The organism is uncultured Caldilinea sp., assembly GCF_937128415.1.
In the GTDB taxonomy this organism is placed as follows: Bacteria; Chloroflexota; Anaerolineae; order Caldilineales; family Caldilineaceae; genus Caldilinea.
In genome coordinates, this window is sequence record NZ_CAKZMJ010000093.1 from 13,674 (window position 1) to 34,874 (window position 21,201).

Here is a 21,201-nt window from a genome sequence, read left to right on the forward strand (position 1 = left end):
GACGCTTTGGCGACATCATGCGCACAGTGTAACATGCACACCAAGCGGTGTCAATCCGTTGTGAAGTTTTTTACAGCAAGACCCCATCCAAAGTGATGGAATGGCAACGATAGAGGGTGTAGAGAACATAGAGATTTGGGACAAAAAGAAAAGGGGAAGCATGACGAAAGAAACGCGCGTGATTTTGGTGCGACACGGCGAAACGACCGCCAATCATGAGCAACGCTGGTACGGCGCGCTCGATGCGCCGCTCACCGAACGCGGACGCCTCCAGGTGCAGGCGACCGGCGAGCGCTTCCGTCGCCGTCGCGAGCAGGAGCCGGTGGACGCCCTCTACGTCTCGCCGCTGCCGCGGGCGCGCAGCACCGCCGCCGCCATCGCCGAGGCGCTGGGCATGGAGCCGATCGTCGAGGAGGGGCTGCGCGAGTTCAGCATCGGCGACTGGGAAGGGCGCACGTTTCGCGACCTCATGGAGAACGAACAGCTCTGGCAGCGCTGGGCGCAGGACCCGACCTTTGCTCCCCCCAATGGAGAGTCGCCCGCCAGTTTCGGCAAACGCGCCATCGAAACCGTGCAAAGCCTCGCCGAACGCCACCCCGGCCAACGCATCGTGTTGGTCACCCACGGCGGCATCATCAGCTGCGTGCTCGACGCCTGGGTCGGCGATCGCAGCGGCGACTGGATCCGCTGGGACCCTCACAACTGCGCGGTCTCCGAGCTGGTGTGGGATGGGGAGCGCTGGCGCGCGGAGTCCATCAACGACATCAGCCATCTGCCGCCGGAGGCGGTGACAGATGTCGTCCCGGCATATAGTTCTGAACAACGCAACGATCGGACCCGATGAAAGGCTTGATGAGGGTGCATTGGCTTGATAAGCCGATCGTGATGGAAGCCGCCGAATTCGATTCGTTTCATCAGCATGATAAAATTTCTGGCAAGAAATGCAGACGCGCTTGTTCTTCCGCAAAGAAGTGCTTGAAAAAAGCAAGGTTTTGTATGAAGCATCTCCCACCCGATGTTGAACGTTGGTCATGCGCCGTCGTCTTCCTTCCACACGTTTCATCTATTTTACACTGTTCCTGGTCGGCGTTCTTGCGCTCTTTCCCCTGTACAGCCACTATAAACAGGCGGCGGCGCCGGTGCCGCCGGGCGTGCGACTGGGCGGCGTCGACGTCACCGGACTGAAGACGGTCGAAGAGATCCGCGCCCATCTCGATCCGATCTATCACGATCTGATCGGCGTGCGTTTTCAGAATCGGCTCTTCATGCTCGACCCCGACGACTTCGGCTTTCAGGTCGATTTCGACCAGATGGTGGCCGACGCCGAACGCTATCTTGCCGGCTGGGAATTCGTGGACATCGCCGTGCGCGAGGCGATAGGACTGCCGCAACAGGTGCGCAACGTGCCGGTGCGCTACACGATCGACGAAGCCAGGCTGCGCGCCTGGGTGGAGGAGCTTGCTCTGCAGCTCAACACCGCGCCCATCGCCGCGCGCGTCGTTGACGCTGAGGCGAACGCCGATGCGCCGGCCACGCCTACGCCGGTCTATCCCGCCACCGTGCCGCAGCCGCGCCGTGGGCTGCAGTGGACGCCCGGCGCGCCTGGCTATGAGATCGACGTCGACGCCAGCGTCGCACGCATCCTTGCAGGGCTGACCAGCCACAGCGCGCGCGAAGTCGAGCTGGCGGCGCGCGAGATTCCGCCGCCGATGCCGACGATGCGCGATCTGGAGCCACAGCTGACGCGGCTGCTCGACGACTATCCCGCCTTCACGGCTGTGAGCATCATCGACCTTCCGCACGGAGAGAGCGCTCATGTGGACGGCGACGCCGCTTTCTCGGCGATGGCGGTGTTGCGCGTGGCGCTGGCCGCCGCAGTGATGGAAAAGCTCCGAACGGCGTGGCCGCAGAAGATCCCGAAGCTCAACAGGTCGGTCAGTGGCTCGACCTGGCGCTGGGCAAAGACCCCAACGAGGCGGCCAACCAGGCGCTAAGCTGGCTGGGCGACGGCAGCATTGCGCTCGGCGCGCAGCGACTGACCGCCTTCGTGCGCAGCCTGGGGCTGGAGAACACCTTCATCCAAGGTGAGTTTGGCGGCGTCGCCCAAGCGCCGATCCGGACGCCTTCCAACCAGCGCGAGCGTCCGAATACGCGGCCCGACGCCAACATGCAGACCACACCCGATGACATGGCGACGCTGCTGGCCGCCATCTACGCATGCACGCAGGACGCCGGCCCGCTGCGTCAACGCTATCCGGAGACGCTCACGCCGGAGGAATGCGCCACGATTCTGTTCTATATGACGCACAACGAGCTACGCTCTCCCATCTGGCGCGGCTTGCCGCAATGGGACGAACGCTGGATCGTCCATCGCCACGGCATGTCGCCGGCGCAACAGGGGGACGTCGCCCTGGTGTGGGGGCCGACGGGTCCCTATGTGATCAGCGTCTTTGTCTTCAATCCAGGCCTCGTCGGCTGGGAGGTGGCCAACCAGTCGGTGGCCGATCTCAGCCGCATCGTGTGGGAGTTCTTCGAGTTCCAGCGCAGCCAGGGTGGGCCAGAGGCGGGCGCGCCGCCTGTGTTGACGCCGCCGCCCGGCTACGTGAAAGTTGCGCAGGAGTACGCGGCGTCGGCGGCGAATCCTTCAGCGCAGTGAATCTTTACGTGCAGGAAAACCATGTCACTGGCGCTGGCGCGGGTCGAGCGCGTCGCGCAGGCCGTCGCCGATGATGTTGATCGAGAGAATCGTCAACGAAATCAACAGGCCTGGGAAAAGCACCATCCAAGGCGCTTTGATCATGTAGTTGCGATTTTCGTACAGAAGGCTGCCCCATGTCGGCACATCAGGCGGAAACCCCAGGCCGAGGAAAGAGAGCGTTGACTCCGTCAAAATACCGCTGGCCACCGAAAGCGTAGAGGCGACGATAATGATGCCGAACGTATTCGGCAAAATGTGGCGCACCATAATGCCCCCGCTGCGCACGCCGATGTTGGTGGCCGCCTCGATAAACTCTTTTTGCTTCAGGGAAAGCACCAGGCCGCGCACCATACGCGCCGTAGGCATCCAACCGAACAGGCCGATCACGCTGACCACCATAATAAATGCACCCATCTCCAGACCAAAGCGCATTCGCATCGGGTCTCGGAACAGAGACATCGCCACCAACAACAATGGGATTTGCGGCAGCGTAAGCATCATATCGGTGAAGCGCATTAACGGATTGTCCAGTCGAGCAACGTACCCTGCCAGCAGACCGATGACGGCGCCGAAGGTCATGGCGATCGCCATCGAAACCAGCCCTACAGCCAGAGAAATGCGCCCGCCGTACAGACAGCGCGCTAAAATATCGCGGCCAAGATCATCGGTTCCAAAGGGATGAGACGCAGAAGGCGGCGCGCTTGATTCCAGAATATTGATTGCTCGGGGATCGACTCGATAGATATACGGGCCCAACAAGATGGCAAGGATGATCAGCAACAAAAGGAGCAGCCCGTAAACGGCGACGCGATTGCGACGAAACTGCACCCATGCATCGCCCCATAAGGTTCGATGTTTGCGTTTATCTGCCAAAGCCAGTCTGATGCTGGTTGAAGCGCTATCGGCGGTAATGCTCATGGATTCAGTTGCACCTGTTTAACTGTAGCGAATGCGCGGATCGAGAATCCCATACAGGATGTCTGCAATCAGATTGAACACAATCACCAATACGGAAAAGATCACCAACACAGTCTGCACAACCGGCAGATCATTGCTCTGAATGGAGAGGATCAACAGTTGTCCGATGCCGTTGACCGCAAAAATCTGCTCGGTGACGATGGCGCCGCCGAAGATGCCGGGGATGCCCAATGCCACCAGCGTCACCACAGGAATCAGGCTGTTGCGAACCACATGGCGCGTGACCACGGCTTTCTCCGTCAGCCCTTTGGCCCTCGCCGTTCGCACATAGTCCATTCTTAAATTTTCAATGACCGAGGAGCGGGCAAAGCGGCTGATCGTTGCGATTTGGAAGAAGGCGAGTACAAAGACCGGCATCGCCATCTGGCGCAATTGCTCTATGAACGTTCCCCAATCTGTGACGCGCAACGTCGTATTGTACAGCGTCGGGAACCACCCAAGGCGCACCGCAAAGAACTGAATCACCAGCACGCCGGTGAAAAACGTGGGCAACGAAAAGCCGATCACGGCAATGACGCTGGCAATCTGGTCGAATAGAGAGTTTTGCTTATAAGCAGAGAACACGCCCAAAGGCACGGCAATCAGCACGGCAATGACATACGCCAGTCCCACCACCCACAGCGTCTGGGGCAGCCGCTCGATGATAAGATCGATCACGGGTTTGCCGCGCGCAGTCCAGGAAGTAATGCGCAGCCGATTTTCCGAGTCCCCGATCCGGATGCCCGTCGCCTTTTCAAGCGCGTTCAGAGGCTCATTCACCATAAATTGCTGCAGCCAGCGCACGTAGCGCACCGGCATGGGTTGGTTCATCCCCAATGCTTCGCGCACGCGCAATTTGATCTCCATCGGCAGACTGGGCGGCAGATTGGCGGTTGGGTCGCCGGGCGAAAGCGCCAGCAGCGCAAAGATGACAAAGCTGATGAAGAATAGCGTGGGAATCGCTGTGAGCACTCGGCGCAAGATATACTGACCCACGAGATCCTCGCATCCTCTCCAAGAGATGTTTCAAGCCAACGAAAACGAAGCCAAAGGCTGGGCAGGCCAGCTTTCTGACCTGCCCTCTCAGTCCTCTCACAGGGGGAATTAGCGCACCCGATGCCAGGTCTCGATGTTCCACTCCTCTGTCTCGAAGCCGCTGATGTTCGGCCCGCTCAGCGTGTTGGAATACGCAGAGACGGAGGCGCGGAAGACGAGCGGAATCGCCACGTAGTTTTGCACCAGCATGTCGTTCAGCGCAATCGCCAGCCGGTTGCGCTCCTCGCCCGTTGCGGTGCGCAGCTGGGCGAAGAGTGCGTCGTATTCTTCGCTGCACCAGCGCTCGACATTGCTGCCGCCCCAGTTGTTGGCAGGGCTGGGGATGTTGGCGCCGCCGTCGCACAACCAGTTCGCCAGATATTGCTGCGGATCAGGGTTGTCAGGGCCGTTGGTGAACATTTCGACATCGGCATAAAACTTGTTGTACGTGTCAGGGCTGGCCGGATCGCCGCCGAAGAAGACCGCCGCCTCGACGTTCTTCAGCTCCGTTTCAACGCCGATCTGCTTCCACCATTGCTGGATGAGCGCCTGCGTCTTCTGGCGCACGGCATTGGTTGAAGTCTGATAGAGAATCCTGAGCGGAACGCCGTCGGGCGTTTCACGGATGCCGTCGCCGTTCGAGTCCAGATAGCCGGCTTCGTCCAACAGCTTATTGGCGCCTTCGATGTCTTGCTGCAAGCAAGCGTCGTTATTGGTTGAGGCGACGGCGGGCGGACCGGCCAGCAGATTGCAAGTCGGCTTGCCGCCGGGGCCATATAGCTGCTCGGCGATGATGTTCCGGTCAATGGCCATCGACAGCGCCTTGCGCACGTTGATGTCGGTGAGGAAGGGATGCGGATTGGGATCTTCCGGCGTCCACAGGGAGCGCTTCTCCCCCAAATTCGGGTCAGGATTGGTGAAGTTGATGAGGATGCGCTCGACATTTGCGCCGAAGGCGGACATAATTGTGCCTTTGCCCTTGGCCTCCATATCAAGCAGCACCGCCGGCTCCACCTGCAGGTTCCATCCATAGTCCGCCTCGCCCGTTTCCAAAACAGCTCGCGCCGACGCCGAGGCATCCTCAGCGCCCTTGATGATCACGCGGGCAAAATGCGGCTGGTTGGGGTTCCGATAGTTTTCGTTGACCGCATAGACGACGGTGTCATTGGCGCGGAACTCCGCCACCTTGTACGGGCCTGTGCCGATCGGATTGGTGTTCTGCTCCGAGCAGGCCTGCGCCGCCTCGCCCTTGCAGTTCTGGAATTGCGCTTTTTGGATGATCGGCGAGAGATAGCCGACGAAGGCCGTATACGGATAGGGCGTGGGATCGGTGAAATTGACGCGGACGGTCAGTTCATCAAGCGCCTCGACGCTGGCGACGCCGACGAAGTTCTGCACAGTGCACCCTGTGGCCGGATCGGCGCAATACTCCCAGGTGAAAACGACGTCCTCAGCAGTCAAAGGCGTGCCGTCAGACCAAAGGATGCCCGGTCGCAGCTTGTAGGTGATGCTCATCAGATCTTCAGAGACGCCCCCGTTTTCCAGCGTGGGCACCTCTTCGGCGAGCACCGGCACCAGCTCTACGTTCTCATTAAACTCAAGCAACGGATCTAGAATCAACGATGCGCCGTGGAAGTCTTTGGTGCCAGAGGCCAGATAGGGATTGAGAATCGAGACCTCCTGCCAGTACACCAGCACCAACTCGCCGTCGGTGCCTCTGCCCGGCTCTGGGGGCAAACCTGCTGCAGCCGGAGCGGCTGGCTGTTCTCCGGCCGTAGGCGCTGCAGCAGGGGGAGCGCAGGCGGCAAAAATGATTGCCAGCAGCGCAAGAAGAAAGAACAGATGATTCATTCGCCATAATCGTGGGTGTTTCATACTCTCTCCTTGTGATTGCATGAACAAAGGGAATGCAATACAAACAATCTGTCAATTCACCCTCTAAAGAGAATCCACTCTCCAGAGAGGTGAAAAAGACGCGCCGCCAAAAATGCATAGAATGTCACGCCGTCGCTGGCTGCTATTGACTTGACCGAAATGGAAGATTTTGTACTATGGGCGAGCGCAGGTAATCGTATCCGCTTTTGCAATGATTGTCAATGTTCAAAAAATCTGAAAATTCACAGATTTGTCGGCGCCGAAAGATGGCTGTTTGGTTCAAAGCGCTTGATCCAAGAGGCGTTCACGACGCCTGCACTTTTTCCGAAAGATCGAAGCGTTCGATGGCGGCGATCACGCGAGGAGGCGCATTTCGACAGCGTTCGCGCAAAAAGCGCGCAATGCGCGCGCCGGTGATGCCGCGCTCCGCCGCCCGCTTCAGGCTGCGCTGTGTGATCTGATACACAAAGAGTGGATAGCTCTGTCGCCATTGCGCAAAGCGTTCGACGCGGAAACGGTCGGCCAGCGAGACGCCGCTCTCCAGCGTCACGGTGAAATCTTCCTTGAGGATGACTTGATTATGCACTTGTTCAACGGGGGCGGGGGAATCGTGGCCTAGCCACTGCGCTCCCCAGGCGCTCAGCGACAACAACAGGTCCCGCCCGGCGCCCGGCTCGGCGAGATCGAGCGCCGCCAGCCAGTGCAGCGGCCCACGGATCAAAAAACGCAGCAGCGCGCCTTCGACCTCATCCCAGCGCTCGAAACCTTTGAGAAACTCCTGCGTACTGCTCTTACGGATGTACCAGGTCTCGTAGTCGCCGGTTGGGCGCTGAAAGTCAGGCTCGGCGGCTCGAATCGCCTCCAGGAGATTGGATTGGAGATACCATGCGCCTGGCTGCAGGCAGCCGAAAAGTCGAAGAATTGCGCTGCGCGTTTGCAGAGGGTCGTTTTGCCACAGGCCGGCTTCCACACACTCCAGCTCCGGCGTGCGGCAAAGATCATTCCAGTCCGGCGAGTTGCGCCATGCATCGAAAAGCATCCGACGCTGTTCAGCGCGCGTCTTTTCCAAAAAGGCGGCCACCGGATTTTGCGTCAACTGGATCAGCTCGCCCTCGCGGCGCAGCCAGCCAAGGCGGTTGGCGACGTGAAGCAGCAGCGCAAGGCGCACGTTGAGGTCGGCGTCGCCGTTGTTGAACGGAATTTGCAGGCGTTGCACCAGGCGATCGACGTCTTCGGGATGAGGGCCGGCGGAGGTGAGGCGCAGCCGTTCGTTGTACAGAAAGCCGAGCAACGTGCCGGCGTCCTGCAAGAAGGCGTCGTCGGCGAGCAGGGTGCGAGAGGGAGAGGGCGGCGGCGACGACTTGAGCGGCAGCCCGGTCGTCAGGTCGCTCTGAGGATGAGGAAGCCAGGGCGCTGCGTCGCTGGGAATGTAGATGATCGTATGCGCATGTTGACCGGCGCCCTTGAAGGCGCGACCGATCAAGCCGTTGTAGTACAACAGTTCGGCGACGCTCTCCGGATACAGCCAGGGCGTCTCCCGCTCCAGCCTGGCCGGCCCCATTTGGCGGATGGCGCCAAACTCCCGGCTGAACTGCGCCTCGACGACTTCTCCGTGCGCGCGCAGCAACATCTGGATGGCGTCCTTCACCTGCGGCGCATAGTCCACCATCTCCTGATAGGCCATCTGCACCGAGGTGGGATCGGTCAACTGGGCGGCGAGCAGGTCGATGGCCTGTTCACGCGTCTCGGCGCTCTCGATGAGCGCCCCGCGCATCTCCGCCAGCGCGTGCAACAGAATGTCCGGATATTCGGCCAACATCTGGGCGGTCGTAGGCATGGAGGCGTCAGAATGCGTCTTGCACGAAATTCAAGCTCAGCTCAAATTTTGGTTGGAAAGCGTCCATACGCCGTATATGAACAACAATTCACAATTCCAGGCAAATCCGGTATACTGCATAGCGTAGCATATTCAGGAGGGAATGAAAATGTCGCAATACGCAAATCGCTCCTCGGGCGCCAACAGCGTCGGCTTTCTGCAGCAGATGGGGCGCGCCATTCAGTTGCTCTTTGATCCTCGCGTGCCGACTTCGTTGAAACTGATGTTGCCGGTGGCGGCGGCGCTCTATTGGTTTTGGCCCATCGACCTGATGCCCGGCCTGCCGTTTGACGACGTGGCGATCCTGATCGGCGCTCTGATGCTGTTCGTCAAATTGGCCTCGGAAGCGCTCGAACGCCAGCAACGTCAGGAGCGAGAAACGTCGGCGCAGGAGGGAGACGAAACAGTCATCGACACCACCTGGCGCATCATCGAGTAGCCAGACCTGTCAGTCATTCATCCATGGCAGATCACGACAGTCGCCGGCCTGCAGGCTCGCCACAGCGCGAATGAACAACGATCGCACCAATGCGCAGGAAGCATCCTATACGTTCACAGAGGTCGCCTACCATTTTCAGGTGACGCCTGAGGTGCTGCGCAGTTGGATTCGCCGCTTTGCACAGCTGCTCAGCCCTGCCGCCAGAGCGGAGCCGCCCCGTTTCACCAGCGCCGACGTCGCCGCTCTGATCACGGTGCAGAAGCTGCTGGAACAGGGATTGCAGGACGACCAGATCAACGCACAATTGACGCCCAAACGCATCGTTTCCGATGAATCTGCGGCGGTTGCTTTGAGCACCGACCAGGCGCGACAGCTGGTCGAAGGGAAGGCCGCCTTGCTTCCTCAGGCGTTGGGCGACATCCTCAGCGCCATCGCCAACAGCCAGCAGACGGTGCTCAACAGTCAGTCGACCGTGCGCGAAATGATCGGCGTCGTCGTGCAGGACAATTTTAATCTCAAGGAAGAAAACCGCAAACTGCGCGAGCGGATGCTGGAGCTGGAGCGCGCGCTGGCCGAGTACCAGCGTCGCGAGGAGACGCGCAAAGAGCGGCTGGAAAGTCGCCTGCGCGCGCTGGAGAACACCGTCGCCGCGCAGCAGCAGCAGATCGCCCAGCTCATTCAGCTTCAACGGCAGAACCAGCAAAAGAAACGCGGCTGGTGGTGAGCGCGCCAGGCTTCAGCGTGCATGGGCGACCGGCTCGTTGTTTCCCGCTGCGCTGAACGCAATCGGCGCCGAGCGCCTGCTGGAAAACGTCTCGCTCACCAACGGCTCCCCGACCAGGTCGTACTCCATAGCGCCGTTGATGAGCACCTGCATCATCTCTCCCGGCGCTGCGCCGCGCACGCCCGGAATGAGCACCAGCCCGTCGATCTCCGGCGCATCGCGATAGGAGCGCGCCAACAGCAGGGGTTCGCCGCTGCCCTCGACCCGACCTTCGCCCTCCACCAGCACGTCGAGCCACTTGCCGACCTGCGCCTGGTTCTTGCGCAGGCTGATCGGCTGCTGCACTTCCATCAGCCGCGCGTAGCGCTCCTGTTTGACCTCGTCGTCCACCTGATCGGGCAGCTCCGCCGCCGGCGTTCCCGGCTCCGGGCTGAAGGTGAAAGCGCCCACTTTGTCGAACTCGATGGCGCGCACGAAGTCCAGCAGCCCGGCGAATTCCTCTTCGGTCTCGCCAGGGTACCCCACGATGAAGGTGGTGCGCAGGGCGATGTCCGGCATGGCGGCGCGCAGTTTCTCGATATGCTCGTAGACCGTCTCCAACCGGCTCGGGCGGCGCATGCGGCGCAACGTGCGCGGGTCGCCGTGCTGCAGCGGCATGTCGAGATAGGGGACGATCTTCGGCTGGCTGGCCATCACTTCGATCAGCTCGTCGCTCACGTGGCCGGGATAGGCGTACATCAGCCGCACCCAACGCAGGCGGTCATCTGTGCGATGGCAGATGGCGGAAAGCAGACGGGGCAGGCTGTTCGGCTCTCCCCGATCGCGGCCGTAGTCGGTGGTGTCCTGTGCGACGATGACCAGCTCGCGGGCGCCCGCCTGCACCAGGGCGACCGCTTCATCCACGATCGCCTCCAGCGGTCGGCTGCGCAGCTTGCCTTTGAAGGAAGGGATCGTGCAGAAGGCGCAGGGCGCGTTGCAGCCGTCCGAGATCTTGAGGTAGGCGCTGCCGGCGACGACGGGCGGCCGCGGCGTCGCTGCAACGAAATCGAGGGTCGGGTCGCCCAAAAGCGCCGGAACGAGGCGCTCCCCGAGATGCTCCACCCTCGCCGTTTCGGATTCGCCGAGCAAGGCGTAGCGTTCAAGCCGGCGCCGCTCTTTGCCGTTGCGGATTTGGGCGATCAGCTCCAGCACCTCCATCCAGCGCCGCGTGCCGAGCAAGCCGTCCACCTTGGGCACGCGTTCGACCACTTCAGCGCCGTTGCGCTGCACAAGACAGCCGGCCGCCACCAAAATTTGATGCTTGCGCTTGCGTCGACTCAACTCCTGCAAGACGCCGATCGACTCCTCTTTGGCGGCCTCCAGAAAACCGCAGGTGTTCACAATCAAAACATCGGCGTCCTGAGGACGCTCGGTGGGGCGATACTGCGCGCCGCGCAGCAGCATCTCGATGCCGTCGCTGTCCACCTTATTTTTTGGACATCCCAGAGTAACCAGATGATACTTCACAGCTTGTCTTCACTTTCCCACTCATCCAAAAACGAAGCCATGGCCCGATAGCGCACCTGCGCCAGGTGGCGGGCGGGCGCCGTGTTCATGCTTTCCACCGTCTTCGACAGAACCGTGCGCAGGAATTTTTGCATCTCCTGGCGGCGCTCCGCCAACGACGCGCCGTCGAATTCACGCGTGCTGAGCTGGTAGGCGATCATGCTCACGCCCAGCTTGGTCAGCTTATCGGCGTCCCACAGGACGGCGGTCTCCAGCGGCTCCAACGGCGGAGCGCCCGGCGCGCGCGTCAGGCCGGCGTGTCGGTCGATGGCGTCCACGACCCCAGCGATCTTTTCCGGTGGAAAGTCGGTCTCCTGCAAGAGCGCCCCCGCTTCCACAGCGCCTATTTTATCGTGATTCGGCTCGCCCTTGCGAATATCATGCAGCCAGGCGGCGGCTTCGACGATCTCGCGGTCGGCGCCGGTGCGCTCGGCAAGCCAGAGCGCAACCTGCACCACGCGCTGCACATGCTCCCAGCGATAGTTGAACGGGATCGGCTCTTCTGGTTGTAAGTGGAGCGCAGCGCGCACTTCCTTCTCGGCGCGTTCGTGCGCCAGCGTCCTGCATCGTTCGCGCCAGACGGCTTCCTTCTCTATCATTCTTTCGGCTCCAGCTCCAGGATTCGATACGGATAGACGTTGATCACTTCGGTGTCCAGATAGCGCGTCACCGTCGTCACGTCGCGTCGGTAGAGGTGAATATGGCCATGCAAAAGATAGCGAGGACGAAACCAACGCATGAAGGTCAGAAAACTTTTGAAGCCTTGATGCGGACGGTCGGGCTGATCGTGAATGCCCCAGGGGGGCGAATGGGCGACCAGCACATCCAGAAAACGCCCGTAGCGCGCGCGATTGGCGATCAGTTTCGGCGCCAGGCGCAAGATGTTGAACATCATTTCCAGGTCGGTGTATTGAAAGCGCGGCGCGTTGTTGTAGCGGATCGATCCTTCCAACCCGGCCAACAGCAAGGAATCTTCGCGCACGGTGCGCATGTGCAGGTTGACGGCGCCCAACGGTTCGCTCACGGCGCGCCAGGCGTCGCCCCCGCGACTGTGATACTCCACCTCGCGCGCGTGGTTGCCGTGCACATAATAGGTCGGGCGGCCGGTCATGGTCATAATGTATTCGATGTAGTAATGGGGCAGATCGCCGCAGCTGATCACGAGATCGATCGGCCCGACGCGGCGATTGATGCCGGCGCTGTATAAAATTGGCTCGACTTTGTCACTGACCGCCAGGACGCGCATCGCAATGGATTGTAACATTGTCAGAGGATGCGTCCCAAAACAGGGCGATTACGTCAACTATTTTGAGAGGAAAGAGACGGAGGGGCGTCCATTGCAGCGCCGTTCAATGCGCCGCGTTTGTCCATGAGGGATTAGTTGGATGTGACAAGCACGAACTTGCTCCAGCCGTAGCGCTGGCGCAGCTCGTAGATCATGCGCAGGTAGACGTAGGTCTTGCCCGTGCCGGTCTCCATCTCCACGGTGAAGTGGGGGACGCTGAAGTCGCGGTCCTCCACCTTGGGGAGGCCCGGCCCGGTGTCGCGCTCCAGCCGCGTGCTGAGGGGTAAGCCGTTGTCTTTTTGGACGGCCGTGAGGTTGTCGAGCAGCCACGAGTCGGCCAGCTCCTGGTAGGGCGGCAGGTTGGCGACGACCTCATCATCTCAGATCACCTTCACCCTTCGCCCATCCTCCAGCCGCACCTTGGCCTCGTCCGAGAGCGCAGCGTCCAGGCAGATGAAGAGGTTGTCGGCGTCCGCGGTCAACGCCGCAATGGTCTCGTCATGCACCTGCGCGTCTAGGCAAACGTAGAGGCGATGGGCGACCAGGAGGACACCCGCTTGACGGTGTTGCGGGTGAACGCTGACAATGTCTGTCTCAACCGCATGAAGAACACCGGAATGTTGCGCCTCGTTGGGCTGGAACCCGACCAACGATTCGTAAAACATGAAACCGTTCCACCCTCGATCTGGTATACTTCTTCCCAAAAGCAAGATTTCCAAAAAGCAGGATTGCCTACTCCAACTCGAAGGATGTCAATTCATGTCCACCTTGCACGATGAGCGCACCCAGACCTTGATCGACGAATTCCGCAGCCGCTTCGGCGCCGATCCGCAATACGTCAGCCGCGGGCCGGGCCGAGTCAACCTGATCGGCGAGCACACCGACTACAACGACGGCTTCGTGCTGCCCGTGGCGCTCAAGCGCGACGTGCGCTTTGTGTTGCGCCCTCGCAACGATCGCCAGGTGCGGGTCTATTCGGTGGAGTTTGGCGAAGAAGGAAGCTTTGACCTGGACGGGATGCGCTTCGACCCGAACCGGCTCTGGCTCAACTACATCCAGGGCATGGCGTGGAGCCTGGAGGAGGAAGGCGTGCGGCTGGTCGGCGTCGACGCCGTGGTGAGCGGCAATGTGCCGCGCGGCAGCGGCCTGAGCAGCTCGGCGGCGCTGGAGATCGCCGCAGCGCACGCCTTTTTGATCGCCTCGGGCCAGACCGGCGCGCTCAGCGGGCCGCGCATCGCCCAGCTCGCGCAGCGCGCCGAGAACCAGTTCGTCGGCGTCAACTGCGGCATCATGGACCAGTTCATCAGCGAGCTGGGCCGCGCCCACCACGCTCTGCTCATTGACTGCCGCTCGCTCGACTATCAACTGGTGCCGATGCCCGAAGCGGTCTCCCTGGTCATCGGCAACACGCGCGCCAGCCGTTCGCTGGCCTCCAGCGCCTACAACGAGCGCCGCGCCCAATGCGAGGAAGGCGTGCGGCTGCTGCGCCAGGTCTTGCCCGACATTCGCGCCCTGCGCGACGTCTCCGGCGAACAGCTGGAAGCGCATCGCACCTTGCTGCCGGAGACGGTCTATCGCCGCTGTCGCCACGTCGTTTCAGAAAATGAACGCGTGCTGCAGTGCGTTGCGGCCTTGCAGCGCGGCGATCCACCTGAAGCAGGCAGGCTGATGAACGCCAGCCACGAGAGCCTGCGCAGCGACTACGAGGTGAGCAGCCCTGCGCTCGACGCCATGGTCGAGGCCATGCGCAGCGCCGAGGGATGCTACGGCGCACGGTTGACCGGCGCCGGCTTCGGCGGCTGCGCGGTTGCCCTGGTTCGGGCAGGCTGCGAACAGACCGTGGCCGACGCTATCTTCGCCCACTATCCCAAGGCGACCGGCATCTGGCCCGAAGTCTACACCACCCAAGCCGCCGACGGCGCCGGCGCCGAACGGTTGTAGAGGGGGCATGGTGCGTAATGCGCGTCGAGTAGTGCGTGTTGCGTGTTTCGTGGCTAGATACGCAACACGCATCACGCAACACGCATCACGCAACACGCATCACGCAACACGCATCACGACAACAGCTCTGGCGTCAGGTGGTCGATGCGGTCGTGGCTGTGCAGGCGCCAGACCTCGCGGCCCGGGTGCTCGACGTACTCGAAGTGCGTGACGCCGGTGTTGTGGGTCCACACCTCGCAGCGGCGCCAGGGGCCAATGTTGAAGATATGATCAAAGGCGAACTCGATCACGCCGCCATGGCAGATGACCAGCACATACTGCCCGCGATGCTTTTCAACCAACTCTTCGATGAAGACGCCGACGCGCGCCCGAAAGTGCATCAGGCTTTCACTGCGCGGCTCCTTCATCACCGGCGCGAAAGGACGCTCGCTGGCCCAGTAACCGGCGAACTCGCCCGGATGCTCCTCTGGGCTCCAGGGGACATGGTCGTATCGATTGTTGCCGATCTCGCGCACGCGGTCGTCGAAGGAGACCGGTTGCCCGTAGACGCCCGCCAGCGGCTCGGCCGTCTGCCGTGCGCGTTGCATGGTGCTGGCGTAGATGGCGCCGACCTGCGGCAGCCGTTGCGGCAGCCAGGCCGCCAGCGCCGCCGCCTGCCGATGCCCCAACTCCGTCAGCGGTTGGTCCCAGTTCGTGCCTGACCAGTCAGGCAGATTGACGTAACTTTGTCCGTGACGAATCAATAAAAGATTCATGAAGCAATCCCGATCGAAAGTGAAGCCTTCCAAAGCCTAGGCGACGCCTACCAGGCGATGCCTGGTTGTTTGCGGCTGCGCATTGTGTTTTATCGGAACCATTGTAACGCAGATTGGCTCTTGCGCCATGCGCCTTGTATCATTGAACAAGCCGACTATGACTGAACGCCTTGACTATCTGAACGCCTACCGGCAACAGTTCGACGCACAGGTGCTCGCCATCGAGGATCGCGCGGGCGTTCCTGCCGTGCTGCTCGACCGCACCTGCTTTTATCCCACCTCCGGCGGGCAACTGCACGACACCGGCCTCCTGGGCGGCGTCCCCGTCGTCGACGTCGTCGCCGAGGCGGGGGAAGTCTGGCATCTGCTGGCGGCTTCGCCCTCCTTCGCCGCCGGAGAGCGAGTCTTGGGCGCAATCGACTGGCCGCGCCGCTACGATCACATGCAGCAACATTCCGGCCAACATTTGCTTTCGCAGCTCATCCATCAGCGCTATGGCTTTGAGACCGTCTCGGTGCATTTTGGCCGCGAGGAATCGACGCTCGACCTGAACACGGCTGAGACGCCGCCCGCTTTTCTGAGCGAGATCGAACAGGCGGCCAACGAGCTGGCCTATCTCGCCCTGGAAATTCGAGCATATTTCGTCGACGAGCAGGAGGTGAGACGCCTGCCGCTGCGACGCCCTCCCGCCGTCTCCGGCCTCATTCGCATCGTGGAGATCGACGGCTACGATTACTCGGCGTGCGGCGGCACACACGTGCGCACCACCGCCGAGATTGCACCGATCAAGTTGTTGCGTTTGGAACGCCGCCGCCACCAAACGCGCCTCACGTTTCTGTGTGGATTGCGCGCCTGTCGCGACTACGCCGAAAAACATCGCCTGCTGACGGAGACGGCCGGCTTGTTCAGCACGGAAATCGCCGCCGTGCCTGCCATGGTGCAACGAATGCAAGCGCAAATGCGGGAACTTGAACACAAACACATGGAGTTGCAAAGACGCCTGCTGAGCCAGGAAACGGCGGCGCTCGTCGCCGCTGCGCCGCGCGTGGGCGATGTTGCAATCGTCGAATACCTCTCCCCTGATGCGTCGGTCGAGGCGCTCAAGCAAATGGCGGCGCTGCTGCGCGAACAGCCCAGGTGCGTGGGTTTGCTCGCCTCGACTGTGGAGGGCAAAGCAACGCTGGTCTTCTGTCGCAGCGATGACGTTGTTTTGCACGTCGGCGAAGTGTTGCGCGAGGCGCTGGCGGCCTTTGGCGGCCGCGGCGGCGGTCGGCCCGAATACGCGCAGGGGGGCGGCGCGCCCGCCGCCGCCGTCGCCGCTGTGTTGGGCGAGGCGCGGCGACGATGTGAAGAGGCGCTTGCATAACATCCGCAAGGCCTGGCGCAGCCAGGAGTGAAGCGGCTACATTCAAAAGGAGCGTTTGAATGAAACTCAAACTGACCGGCGTCCATCACCTGACCGCCGTGACCGCCCAGGCGAGCGAGAACGTCCGTTTTTATACGCGCACCCTGGGCATGCGGCTGATCAAAAAGACCGTCAACCAGGACGACGTGCGCGCCTATCATCTCTTCTACGGCGATGGCATGGCGACCCCTGGCAGCGATCTGACCTTTTTCGACTGGCCAACCATGCCGAGGGAGCGCCGCGGGGGGCAATCCATCACGCGCACCGGGCTGCGCGTCACCGGCGCCGATGCGCTTGCCTGGTGGACGGAGCGTTTTGACGAGTTCGGGGTGCAGCACGGCGAGATGACGGAGCGCGACGGTCGCCTTGTGTTGGACCTTGAAGATTTTGAAGGGCAGCGGCTCAGCCTGGTCGACGACGGGGGGCTAGGCGAGGGCGCGCCATGGCTCGATAGCCCCGTTCCTGCACACTATCAAATTCGCGGCCTCGGCCCCATCACGATGACCGTCGCTCATCTGGCGCCGACCGCAGCTCTGCTCACGCAAGCGATGGGAATGGAGGAAGCGCGCGTCTATCCGAATCCGGAGGCGCCGCAGCACACCGTCCACGTCTTCGCAATGGAAGGCGAAGGCCCCGCCGCCGAGCTGCATGTCGCCGTTCGCCCCGACCTGCCGCGCGCCCGGCTCGGCGCAGGCGGCGTGCATCATGTCGCCTTCCGCGTGCCGACTGCAGCCGAGCACAGCGCCTGGGATGTGCACCTGCGCAGGCTCGGCGTCCAGACCAGCGGCGTCATCGACCGCTACTATTTCCGCAGCATCTACTTCCGCGAACCGAACGGCGTCCTCTTCGAGCTGGCGACCGACGGGCCGGGCTTTACGGTCGATGAGCCGTTGGCGCATCTCGGCGAGCGACTCTCGTTGCCGCCCTTTCTGGAGCCGCACCGCGCAGAGATTGAGGCGCAGCTGAAGCCACTGGTGTTCGATCGGCCTTGACTCGACGATTTTGCACCGCCGAGACGCAGAGGGAGCGGAGAAGCAAAGTCTCAAAGCTCTGCACTCTCTGCAGTGAATTTTCGGGCGAAGTCATCCTCTTAAAAATATCCATGCCTTATCGTTGGAAACATGAACGCACAAACCAATCCTTCAACCGATCTCCCTGCTCCGTTGAACGTCTACATTCCGCCCTCTGATCTGACCCGGCGCGTGGCGGAGCTGCGCGCGCTTACACCGGACAACGTTCGCATCACGGCAGCGCCCGATCCGCAGCCGGCCGACTGTCACATCCTGATCCACGGCTCGGTCAAGCCGGAATGGCTCGAGGCCAGCCCATCCTTGCGCGCCGTGATCATTCCTTACGCCGGCGTCTCGCCGGAAATGCAGAAGCTGCTGCAACAGCACCCCCAGATCACGCTGCACAACCTGCATTACAACGACGTGGCGACGGCGGAGTTTGCGTTGGCGCTGCTTTTCGCCGCCGCCAAATTTATCGTGCCGCTCGACCGCCTGTTGCGCCAGGGCGACTGGCGACAGCGCTACAGCGGCGCGCCTTCGCTGCTGCTGTCGGGCAAGCGAGCGCTGATCCTTGGCTACGGCGCCATCGGCCGATGCATTGCGCCGGTCTGTCAGGCGCTGGGAATGCAGGTGACGGGCGTGCGACGCCACGAACCGCCGCAGCCGGTGGAGAACGGCGTCGCCGTCTACTCGATCGCCCATCTTCACGAATTGCTGCCGCAGGCCGACGTGCTCTTCTGCGTGTTGCCGGAGACGCCGGAGACGATTGGTTTGATCGGCGCTCGCGAGCTGGCGCTGCTGCCGCAGGGCGCCGTCGTCGTCAACGTGGGACGCGGGCCGGTGATCGACGAAGAGGCCTTCTACCACGCGCTGCGCAGCGGGCATCTCGCCGCCGCCGGCATCGACGTTTGGTACGTGTATCCTCAGAACGAAGAGGAGCGCAGCCACACGCTGCCCTCTCGCTTCCCGTTTCACGAACTCGACAATGTGGTGTTGAGTCCCCACCGGGGCGGTTGGCTGGAGGAGGCGGAGGAGCGACGACTTCAGGAGCTGGCGAAGTTGCTCACAGCCGCCGCCCATGGCCTGCCCATTCCCAATCAGGTGGACAAACAACTGGGATATTGAAAGAGGCCTCAGGCGGAAGAGTTCCCACAGAGAATGAGGATGCTGCGGCGGTACAATGGCTTGAGTTTGGATAGCGCAGCGAAGGGTTCAATGAAACATCACCCGGCCAACCTCGCCGGAAGGAGGGCCTCCGGCGATTCAAAACGCATCAGAAAGGAGTAAAAATATGTCTGGTTCCGGTTCTGTGTCCGCAACGGAACTGTTGCAGCGCGCCCAAGCCATTCATGACTCGATTCGCACATGGCGGCGGACGATTCATCGCTATCCAGAGCTGAGCTTCACCGAGCAGCGCACCGCCGCTTTGGTCAACAGCGTGCTGATCGACCTCGGCCTGCCGACGGAGACCGAAGTCGCCAAAACAGGCGTCGTCGCGCACATTCGCGGCGGGGATGGGCCGACGGTTGCCCTGCGCGCCGACATGGACGCGCTGCCGATCCAGGAGATCAACGGCTCTGAGTTCGACAGCACACGGCCGGGCATCATGCACGCCTGCGGCCACGACGCGCACACTGCGATGCTGCTCGGCGCAGCGACGCTGCTCAAACAACTGGCGGACGAAGGAAAACTCCCGGGCGTCGTGCGGCTGCTCTTCCAGCCCAGCGAGGAGGCGCAGGACGAAGAGGGGAAGTCCGGCGGGATGCGCATGGTCGAAGAGGGCGCTTTGCAGGGCGTGGACGCCGTCTTTGGCCTGCACGTCGATCCGTTCCATGACGTCGGCTACGTCGCCACACGCCCCGGTCCGATGATGGCGGCCGCCGACATGTTCGAGATCGTTGTGATCGGCTCGGGTGGGCACGCCGCGCGACCGCAGAACACGATCGACCCGATCGCGCTTTCAGCCCATGTGATCAACGCCGTCCATCAGATCGTGAGCCGCCGCCTCGACCCGACGCAGCCGGGCGTGATCACGATCGGCACGATCCAGGGCGGCACCGCCAACAACGTGATCCCGGACAGGGTCACGATGACCGGCACGATCCGTTCCTTCACCCCGGAAGTGCGCACGCTTCTGCAAGACGAACTGATGCGCGCGGCCGGCGTCGTCGAGTCGTTGGGCGGCCGCGCCGAGGTGACCATCTTCCCCGGCTACCCGCCGACCGTCAACGACCCTGCGGCGACGGCGCACATGACGGATGCCATGCGCGAGTTGCTCGGCGAGGATCGCGTGGCGGAGAGCGAGCTGATCATGGGCGCCGAAGATTTCAGCTACATGGCGCAGGCGGCCCCCGGCTGCTTTCTGCGGCTAGGCGTTCACAACCCTGCGTGGCGGGAATATTACCCGGTGCACCGCGCGGATTTTCGTCTGGATGAGGACGCACTGCCGATCGGCGCTGCAGCGTTAGCGCTGACGGCGTTGCGCTGGATGGAAAAGAGATGATGAAGCAAGGATTCACAAGATTTCCCCAAATCCCAACAGGCGCGTCTTGTCTTGACAGCCTTCCCAACGATGAAAATGTCGTCGGGCGCATCCGACGCTCTCTTGTCTTTCTTTGCACCTTTGCGCTCCGGCGCCTTTGCGTTGCATCGAATTTCTCATCGGCGCAGCGCTGGCCTGTCATCGCACTTGCCGTGTGGATTCCAGCGCTGCTGACGGCCTGCGCTCAGCCGACGCCGGTCGCTCTGATCTTCAACGCCGCCCCCTGGCAAGATGGCGAGGAGCATGTCTTTCGCATCACCGATGTGCAAGGCAGGCTGGCAGGCACGGCGACCTACACGCTGCTCGCCGGCGTCAACGATCAAGGGCAGCCTATGTGGTCGATCGAGCGCATCATCGATGCGCAGGGCGACCGCGAAGAGGTCACGGTCAAGGTGCTTGCCGCCGGGTTTCGTCCGCAGTCCTCTTTTTTAGAACGTTCAAACGCAACAGGCGTCGAGACGGTCGATGCGCAATATAATGGCCCGGCGGTCGACCTGGTGCTCACGACGCGCGCCAACGTCATGACGACGCAGCGCATCGAGGTGCCCAGCGACGTGCGCGAGTCGGCCACCTTGCCGATGATCGTGCGCGCACTGCCGCTGGCGCGCAATTACGCCACCCGCCTCAACGCCTTTCTGCCGGTCGTCGGCTTGCTCGACCGCGTGACGGTGCGCGTGGTCGGCGAGGAGCGCCTGAGCGTGCCGGCGGGCGCCTACGACGCCTGGGTGGTGGTGCTCGACATGGGGGATTCGACCACGCGTTTGTGGATCGCCAAAGAGGCGCCCTATCCTCTGGTCAAATACATCGACGGCCGCAACCGCGCGACCTTCGAGTTGGAGCGCTACGTAGTCGGTCGCTGATGCGCCGTTGATGCGATCGATTCTGCTGCGCTCCGTGGGTTTCGTTAAGAAAGCATCCTCCTGAAAAAGTCAACGATCTCCAGGTTCAGCGCCCATCTTCCAGGAAGCCTGGAGCTTCCTGGAAGATGGCGACGAACATCGACGGCGCTGGGGGACAGAGCAGCCTCAAGCGCCAGGGCTTTTTCCGCCTTATCAAAGCGCGCAACGCTGACGCTCCCGTTGGCGTCGTTGCCATCCAGCCCCTTTGAAAGAAA

21 protein-coding genes are annotated in these 21,201 nt (G+C 62.0%); 11 read left to right on the forward strand and 10 right to left on the reverse strand.

The window, feature by feature from the left end:
- Positions 1–160: 160 nt before the first annotated feature.
- The 3 genes from Q0367_RS17445 (at position 161) to Q0367_RS17455 (ending at position 2,656) form a co-directional block, all read left to right on the forward strand.
- The gene (locus Q0367_RS17445) at positions 161–844 is read left to right on the forward strand and encodes a histidine phosphatase family protein (protein WP_297638191.1); all 684 of its coding nucleotides are present in this window, start codon (positions 161–163) and stop codon (positions 842–844) included.
- Between the two features lie 187 nt (positions 845–1,031).
- The gene (locus Q0367_RS17450; RefSeq protein ID WP_298983814.1) at positions 1,032–1,994 is read left to right on the forward strand and encodes a hypothetical protein; all 963 of its coding nucleotides are present in this window, start codon (positions 1,032–1,034) and stop codon (positions 1,992–1,994) included.
- Entirely contained in the window at positions 1,901–2,656 is a 756-nt protein-coding gene (locus Q0367_RS17455) for a serine hydrolase (protein WP_298983816.1), read from the forward strand. Before Q0367_RS17450 ends, Q0367_RS17455 begins: the two co-directional genes overlap by 94 nt.
- A gap of 24 nt (positions 2,657–2,680) precedes the next feature.
- Here Q0367_RS17455 and Q0367_RS17460 read toward each other — a convergent pair whose 3' ends face one another.
- From Q0367_RS17460 to Q0367_RS17475, 4 genes are all read right to left on the reverse strand, one after another.
- The gene (locus Q0367_RS17460; protein WP_297638185.1) at positions 2,681–3,571 is read right to left on the reverse strand and encodes an ABC transporter permease; all 891 of its coding nucleotides are present in this window, start codon (positions 3,569–3,571) and stop codon (positions 2,681–2,683) included.
- Positions 3,572–3,634: 63 nt separating this feature from the next.
- The gene (locus tag Q0367_RS17465; protein WP_297638182.1) at positions 3,635–4,651 is read right to left on the reverse strand and encodes an ABC transporter permease; all 1,017 of its coding nucleotides are present in this window, start codon (positions 4,649–4,651) and stop codon (positions 3,635–3,637) included.
- A 108-nt stretch (positions 4,652–4,759) separates the two neighbouring features.
- Positions 4,760–6,565, reverse strand: coding sequence for a peptide ABC transporter substrate-binding protein (locus tag Q0367_RS17470; protein WP_297638179.1), 1,806 nt, complete (start codon positions 6,563–6,565; stop codon positions 4,760–4,762).
- 304 nt (positions 6,566–6,869) lie between these two features.
- The gene (locus Q0367_RS17475; RefSeq protein ID WP_298983817.1) at positions 6,870–8,402 is read right to left on the reverse strand and encodes a hypothetical protein; all 1,533 of its coding nucleotides are present in this window, start codon (positions 8,400–8,402) and stop codon (positions 6,870–6,872) included.
- A 148-nt stretch (positions 8,403–8,550) separates the two neighbouring features.
- Here Q0367_RS17475 and Q0367_RS17480 point away from each other — a divergent pair, with 148 nt between their 5' ends.
- Both Q0367_RS17480 and Q0367_RS17485 read left to right on the forward strand, forming a co-directional pair.
- Complete coding sequence (locus tag Q0367_RS17480; protein ID WP_297638173.1) at positions 8,551–8,880, forward strand: hypothetical protein; 330 nt, start codon at positions 8,551–8,553, stop codon at positions 8,878–8,880.
- 70 nt (positions 8,881–8,950) lie between these two features.
- Complete coding sequence (locus Q0367_RS17485) at positions 8,951–9,604, forward strand: MerR family transcriptional regulator (protein WP_297638170.1); 654 nt, start codon at positions 8,951–8,953, stop codon at positions 9,602–9,604.
- A 12-nt stretch (positions 9,605–9,616) separates the two neighbouring features.
- Here the strand turns inward: Q0367_RS17485 and rimO are convergent, their stop codons facing one another.
- From rimO to Q0367_RS17510, 5 genes are all read right to left on the reverse strand, one after another.
- Positions 9,617–11,110 (reverse strand): 30S ribosomal protein S12 methylthiotransferase RimO, encoded by a 1,494-nt coding sequence (rimO, locus tag Q0367_RS17490; protein ID WP_298983818.1) that lies wholly within the window; start codon positions 11,108–11,110, stop codon positions 9,617–9,619.
- Positions 11,107–11,748 (reverse strand): HD domain-containing protein, encoded by a 642-nt coding sequence (locus Q0367_RS17495; RefSeq protein WP_298983819.1) that lies wholly within the window; start codon positions 11,746–11,748, stop codon positions 11,107–11,109. Before Q0367_RS17495 ends, rimO begins: the two co-directional genes overlap by 4 nt.
- Positions 11,745–12,413 (reverse strand): metallophosphoesterase, encoded by a 669-nt coding sequence (locus Q0367_RS17500; RefSeq protein ID WP_297638161.1) that lies wholly within the window; start codon positions 12,411–12,413, stop codon positions 11,745–11,747. Before Q0367_RS17500 ends, Q0367_RS17495 begins: the two co-directional genes overlap by 4 nt.
- Before the next feature lie 113 nt (positions 12,414–12,526).
- A complete protein-coding gene (locus tag Q0367_RS21140; protein ID WP_333889606.1) occupies positions 12,527–12,670 on the reverse strand; it encodes a DEAD/DEAH box helicase family protein in 144 nt (47 codons plus the stop codon).
- A gap of 144 nt (positions 12,671–12,814) precedes the next feature.
- The gene (locus Q0367_RS17510; RefSeq protein ID WP_298983820.1) at positions 12,815–13,099 is read right to left on the reverse strand and encodes a hypothetical protein; all 285 of its coding nucleotides are present in this window, start codon (positions 13,097–13,099) and stop codon (positions 12,815–12,817) included.
- Between the two features lie 94 nt (positions 13,100–13,193).
- Between Q0367_RS17510 and galK the strand changes: the two genes are divergently transcribed.
- A complete protein-coding gene (galK, locus tag Q0367_RS17515; protein ID WP_298983821.1) occupies positions 13,194–14,375 on the forward strand; it encodes a galactokinase in 1,182 nt (393 codons plus the stop codon).
- A 113-nt stretch (positions 14,376–14,488) separates the two neighbouring features.
- Here the strand turns inward: galK and Q0367_RS17520 are convergent, their stop codons facing one another.
- Complete coding sequence (locus Q0367_RS17520) at positions 14,489–15,130, reverse strand: histidine phosphatase family protein (RefSeq protein WP_297638139.1); 642 nt, start codon at positions 15,128–15,130, stop codon at positions 14,489–14,491.
- Between the two features lie 157 nt (positions 15,131–15,287).
- Here Q0367_RS17520 and Q0367_RS17525 point away from each other — a divergent pair, with 157 nt between their 5' ends.
- From Q0367_RS17525 to Q0367_RS17545, 5 genes are all read left to right on the forward strand, one after another.
- Positions 15,288–16,496: a DHHA1 domain-containing protein gene (locus Q0367_RS17525; RefSeq protein WP_298983822.1), complete on the forward strand. Its 1,209-nt coding sequence runs from the start codon at positions 15,288–15,290 to the stop codon at positions 16,494–16,496.
- A 59-nt stretch (positions 16,497–16,555) separates the two neighbouring features.
- A complete protein-coding gene (locus tag Q0367_RS17530) occupies positions 16,556–17,527 on the forward strand; it encodes a ring-cleaving dioxygenase (RefSeq protein ID WP_298983823.1) in 972 nt (323 codons plus the stop codon).
- A 129-nt stretch (positions 17,528–17,656) separates the two neighbouring features.
- Positions 17,657–18,670 carry an NAD(P)-dependent oxidoreductase gene (locus tag Q0367_RS17535; protein ID WP_298983824.1) on the forward strand — a complete coding sequence of 338 codons (1,014 nt, stop codon included), beginning with the start codon at positions 17,657–17,659 and terminating at the stop codon, positions 18,668–18,670.
- A 166-nt stretch (positions 18,671–18,836) separates the two neighbouring features.
- Complete coding sequence (locus Q0367_RS17540) at positions 18,837–20,048, forward strand: M20 family metallopeptidase (RefSeq protein WP_298983825.1); 1,212 nt, start codon at positions 18,837–18,839, stop codon at positions 20,046–20,048.
- Positions 20,045–20,947: a DUF3108 domain-containing protein gene (locus tag Q0367_RS17545; RefSeq protein ID WP_298983826.1), complete on the forward strand. Its 903-nt coding sequence runs from the start codon at positions 20,045–20,047 to the stop codon at positions 20,945–20,947. Before Q0367_RS17540 ends, Q0367_RS17545 begins: the two co-directional genes overlap by 4 nt.
- The last annotated feature ends 254 nt before the right edge of the window (positions 20,948–21,201 follow it).

Bases quoted from the DNA above. Each gene is read 5' to 3' on its own strand.
- Q0367_RS17445 (WP_297638191.1), top strand. From the start codon at position 161: ATGACGAAAGAAACGCGCGTGATTTTGGTGCGACACGGCGAAACGACC.
- Q0367_RS17450 (WP_298983814.1), top strand. From the start codon at position 1,032: ATGCGCCGTCGTCTTCCTTCCACACGTTTCATCTATTTTACACTGTTC.
- Q0367_RS17470 (WP_297638179.1), bottom strand. From the start codon at position 6,565: ATGAAACACCCACGATTATGGCGAATGAATCATCTGTTCTTTCTTCTT.
- Q0367_RS17475 (WP_298983817.1), bottom strand. From the start codon at position 8,402: ATGCCTACGACCGCCCAGATGTTGGCCGAATATCCGGACATTCTGTTG.
- Q0367_RS17480 (WP_297638173.1), top strand. From the start codon at position 8,551: ATGTCGCAATACGCAAATCGCTCCTCGGGCGCCAACAGCGTCGGCTTT.
- Q0367_RS17485 (WP_297638170.1), top strand. From the start codon at position 8,951: ATGAACAACGATCGCACCAATGCGCAGGAAGCATCCTATACGTTCACA.
- Q0367_RS17495 (WP_298983819.1), bottom strand. From the start codon at position 11,748: ATGATAGAGAAGGAAGCCGTCTGGCGCGAACGATGCAGGACGCTGGCG.
- Q0367_RS17500 (WP_297638161.1), bottom strand. From the start codon at position 12,413: ATGTTACAATCCATTGCGATGCGCGTCCTGGCGGTCAGTGACAAAGTC.
- Q0367_RS17510 (WP_298983820.1), bottom strand. From the start codon at position 13,099: ATGTTTTACGAATCGTTGGTCGGGTTCCAGCCCAACGAGGCGCAACAT.
- galK (WP_298983821.1), top strand. From the start codon at position 13,194: ATGTCCACCTTGCACGATGAGCGCACCCAGACCTTGATCGACGAATTC.
- Q0367_RS17520 (WP_297638139.1), bottom strand. From the start codon at position 15,130: ATGAATCTTTTATTGATTCGTCACGGACAAAGTTACGTCAATCTGCCT.
- Q0367_RS17525 (WP_298983822.1), top strand. From the start codon at position 15,288: ATGACTGAACGCCTTGACTATCTGAACGCCTACCGGCAACAGTTCGAC.
- Q0367_RS17530 (WP_298983823.1), top strand. From the start codon at position 16,556: ATGAAACTCAAACTGACCGGCGTCCATCACCTGACCGCCGTGACCGCC.
- Q0367_RS17535 (WP_298983824.1), top strand. From the start codon at position 17,657: ATGAACGCACAAACCAATCCTTCAACCGATCTCCCTGCTCCGTTGAAC.
- Q0367_RS17540 (WP_298983825.1), top strand. From the start codon at position 18,837: ATGTCTGGTTCCGGTTCTGTGTCCGCAACGGAACTGTTGCAGCGCGCC.
- Q0367_RS17545 (WP_298983826.1), top strand. From the start codon at position 20,045: ATGATGAAGCAAGGATTCACAAGATTTCCCCAAATCCCAACAGGCGCG.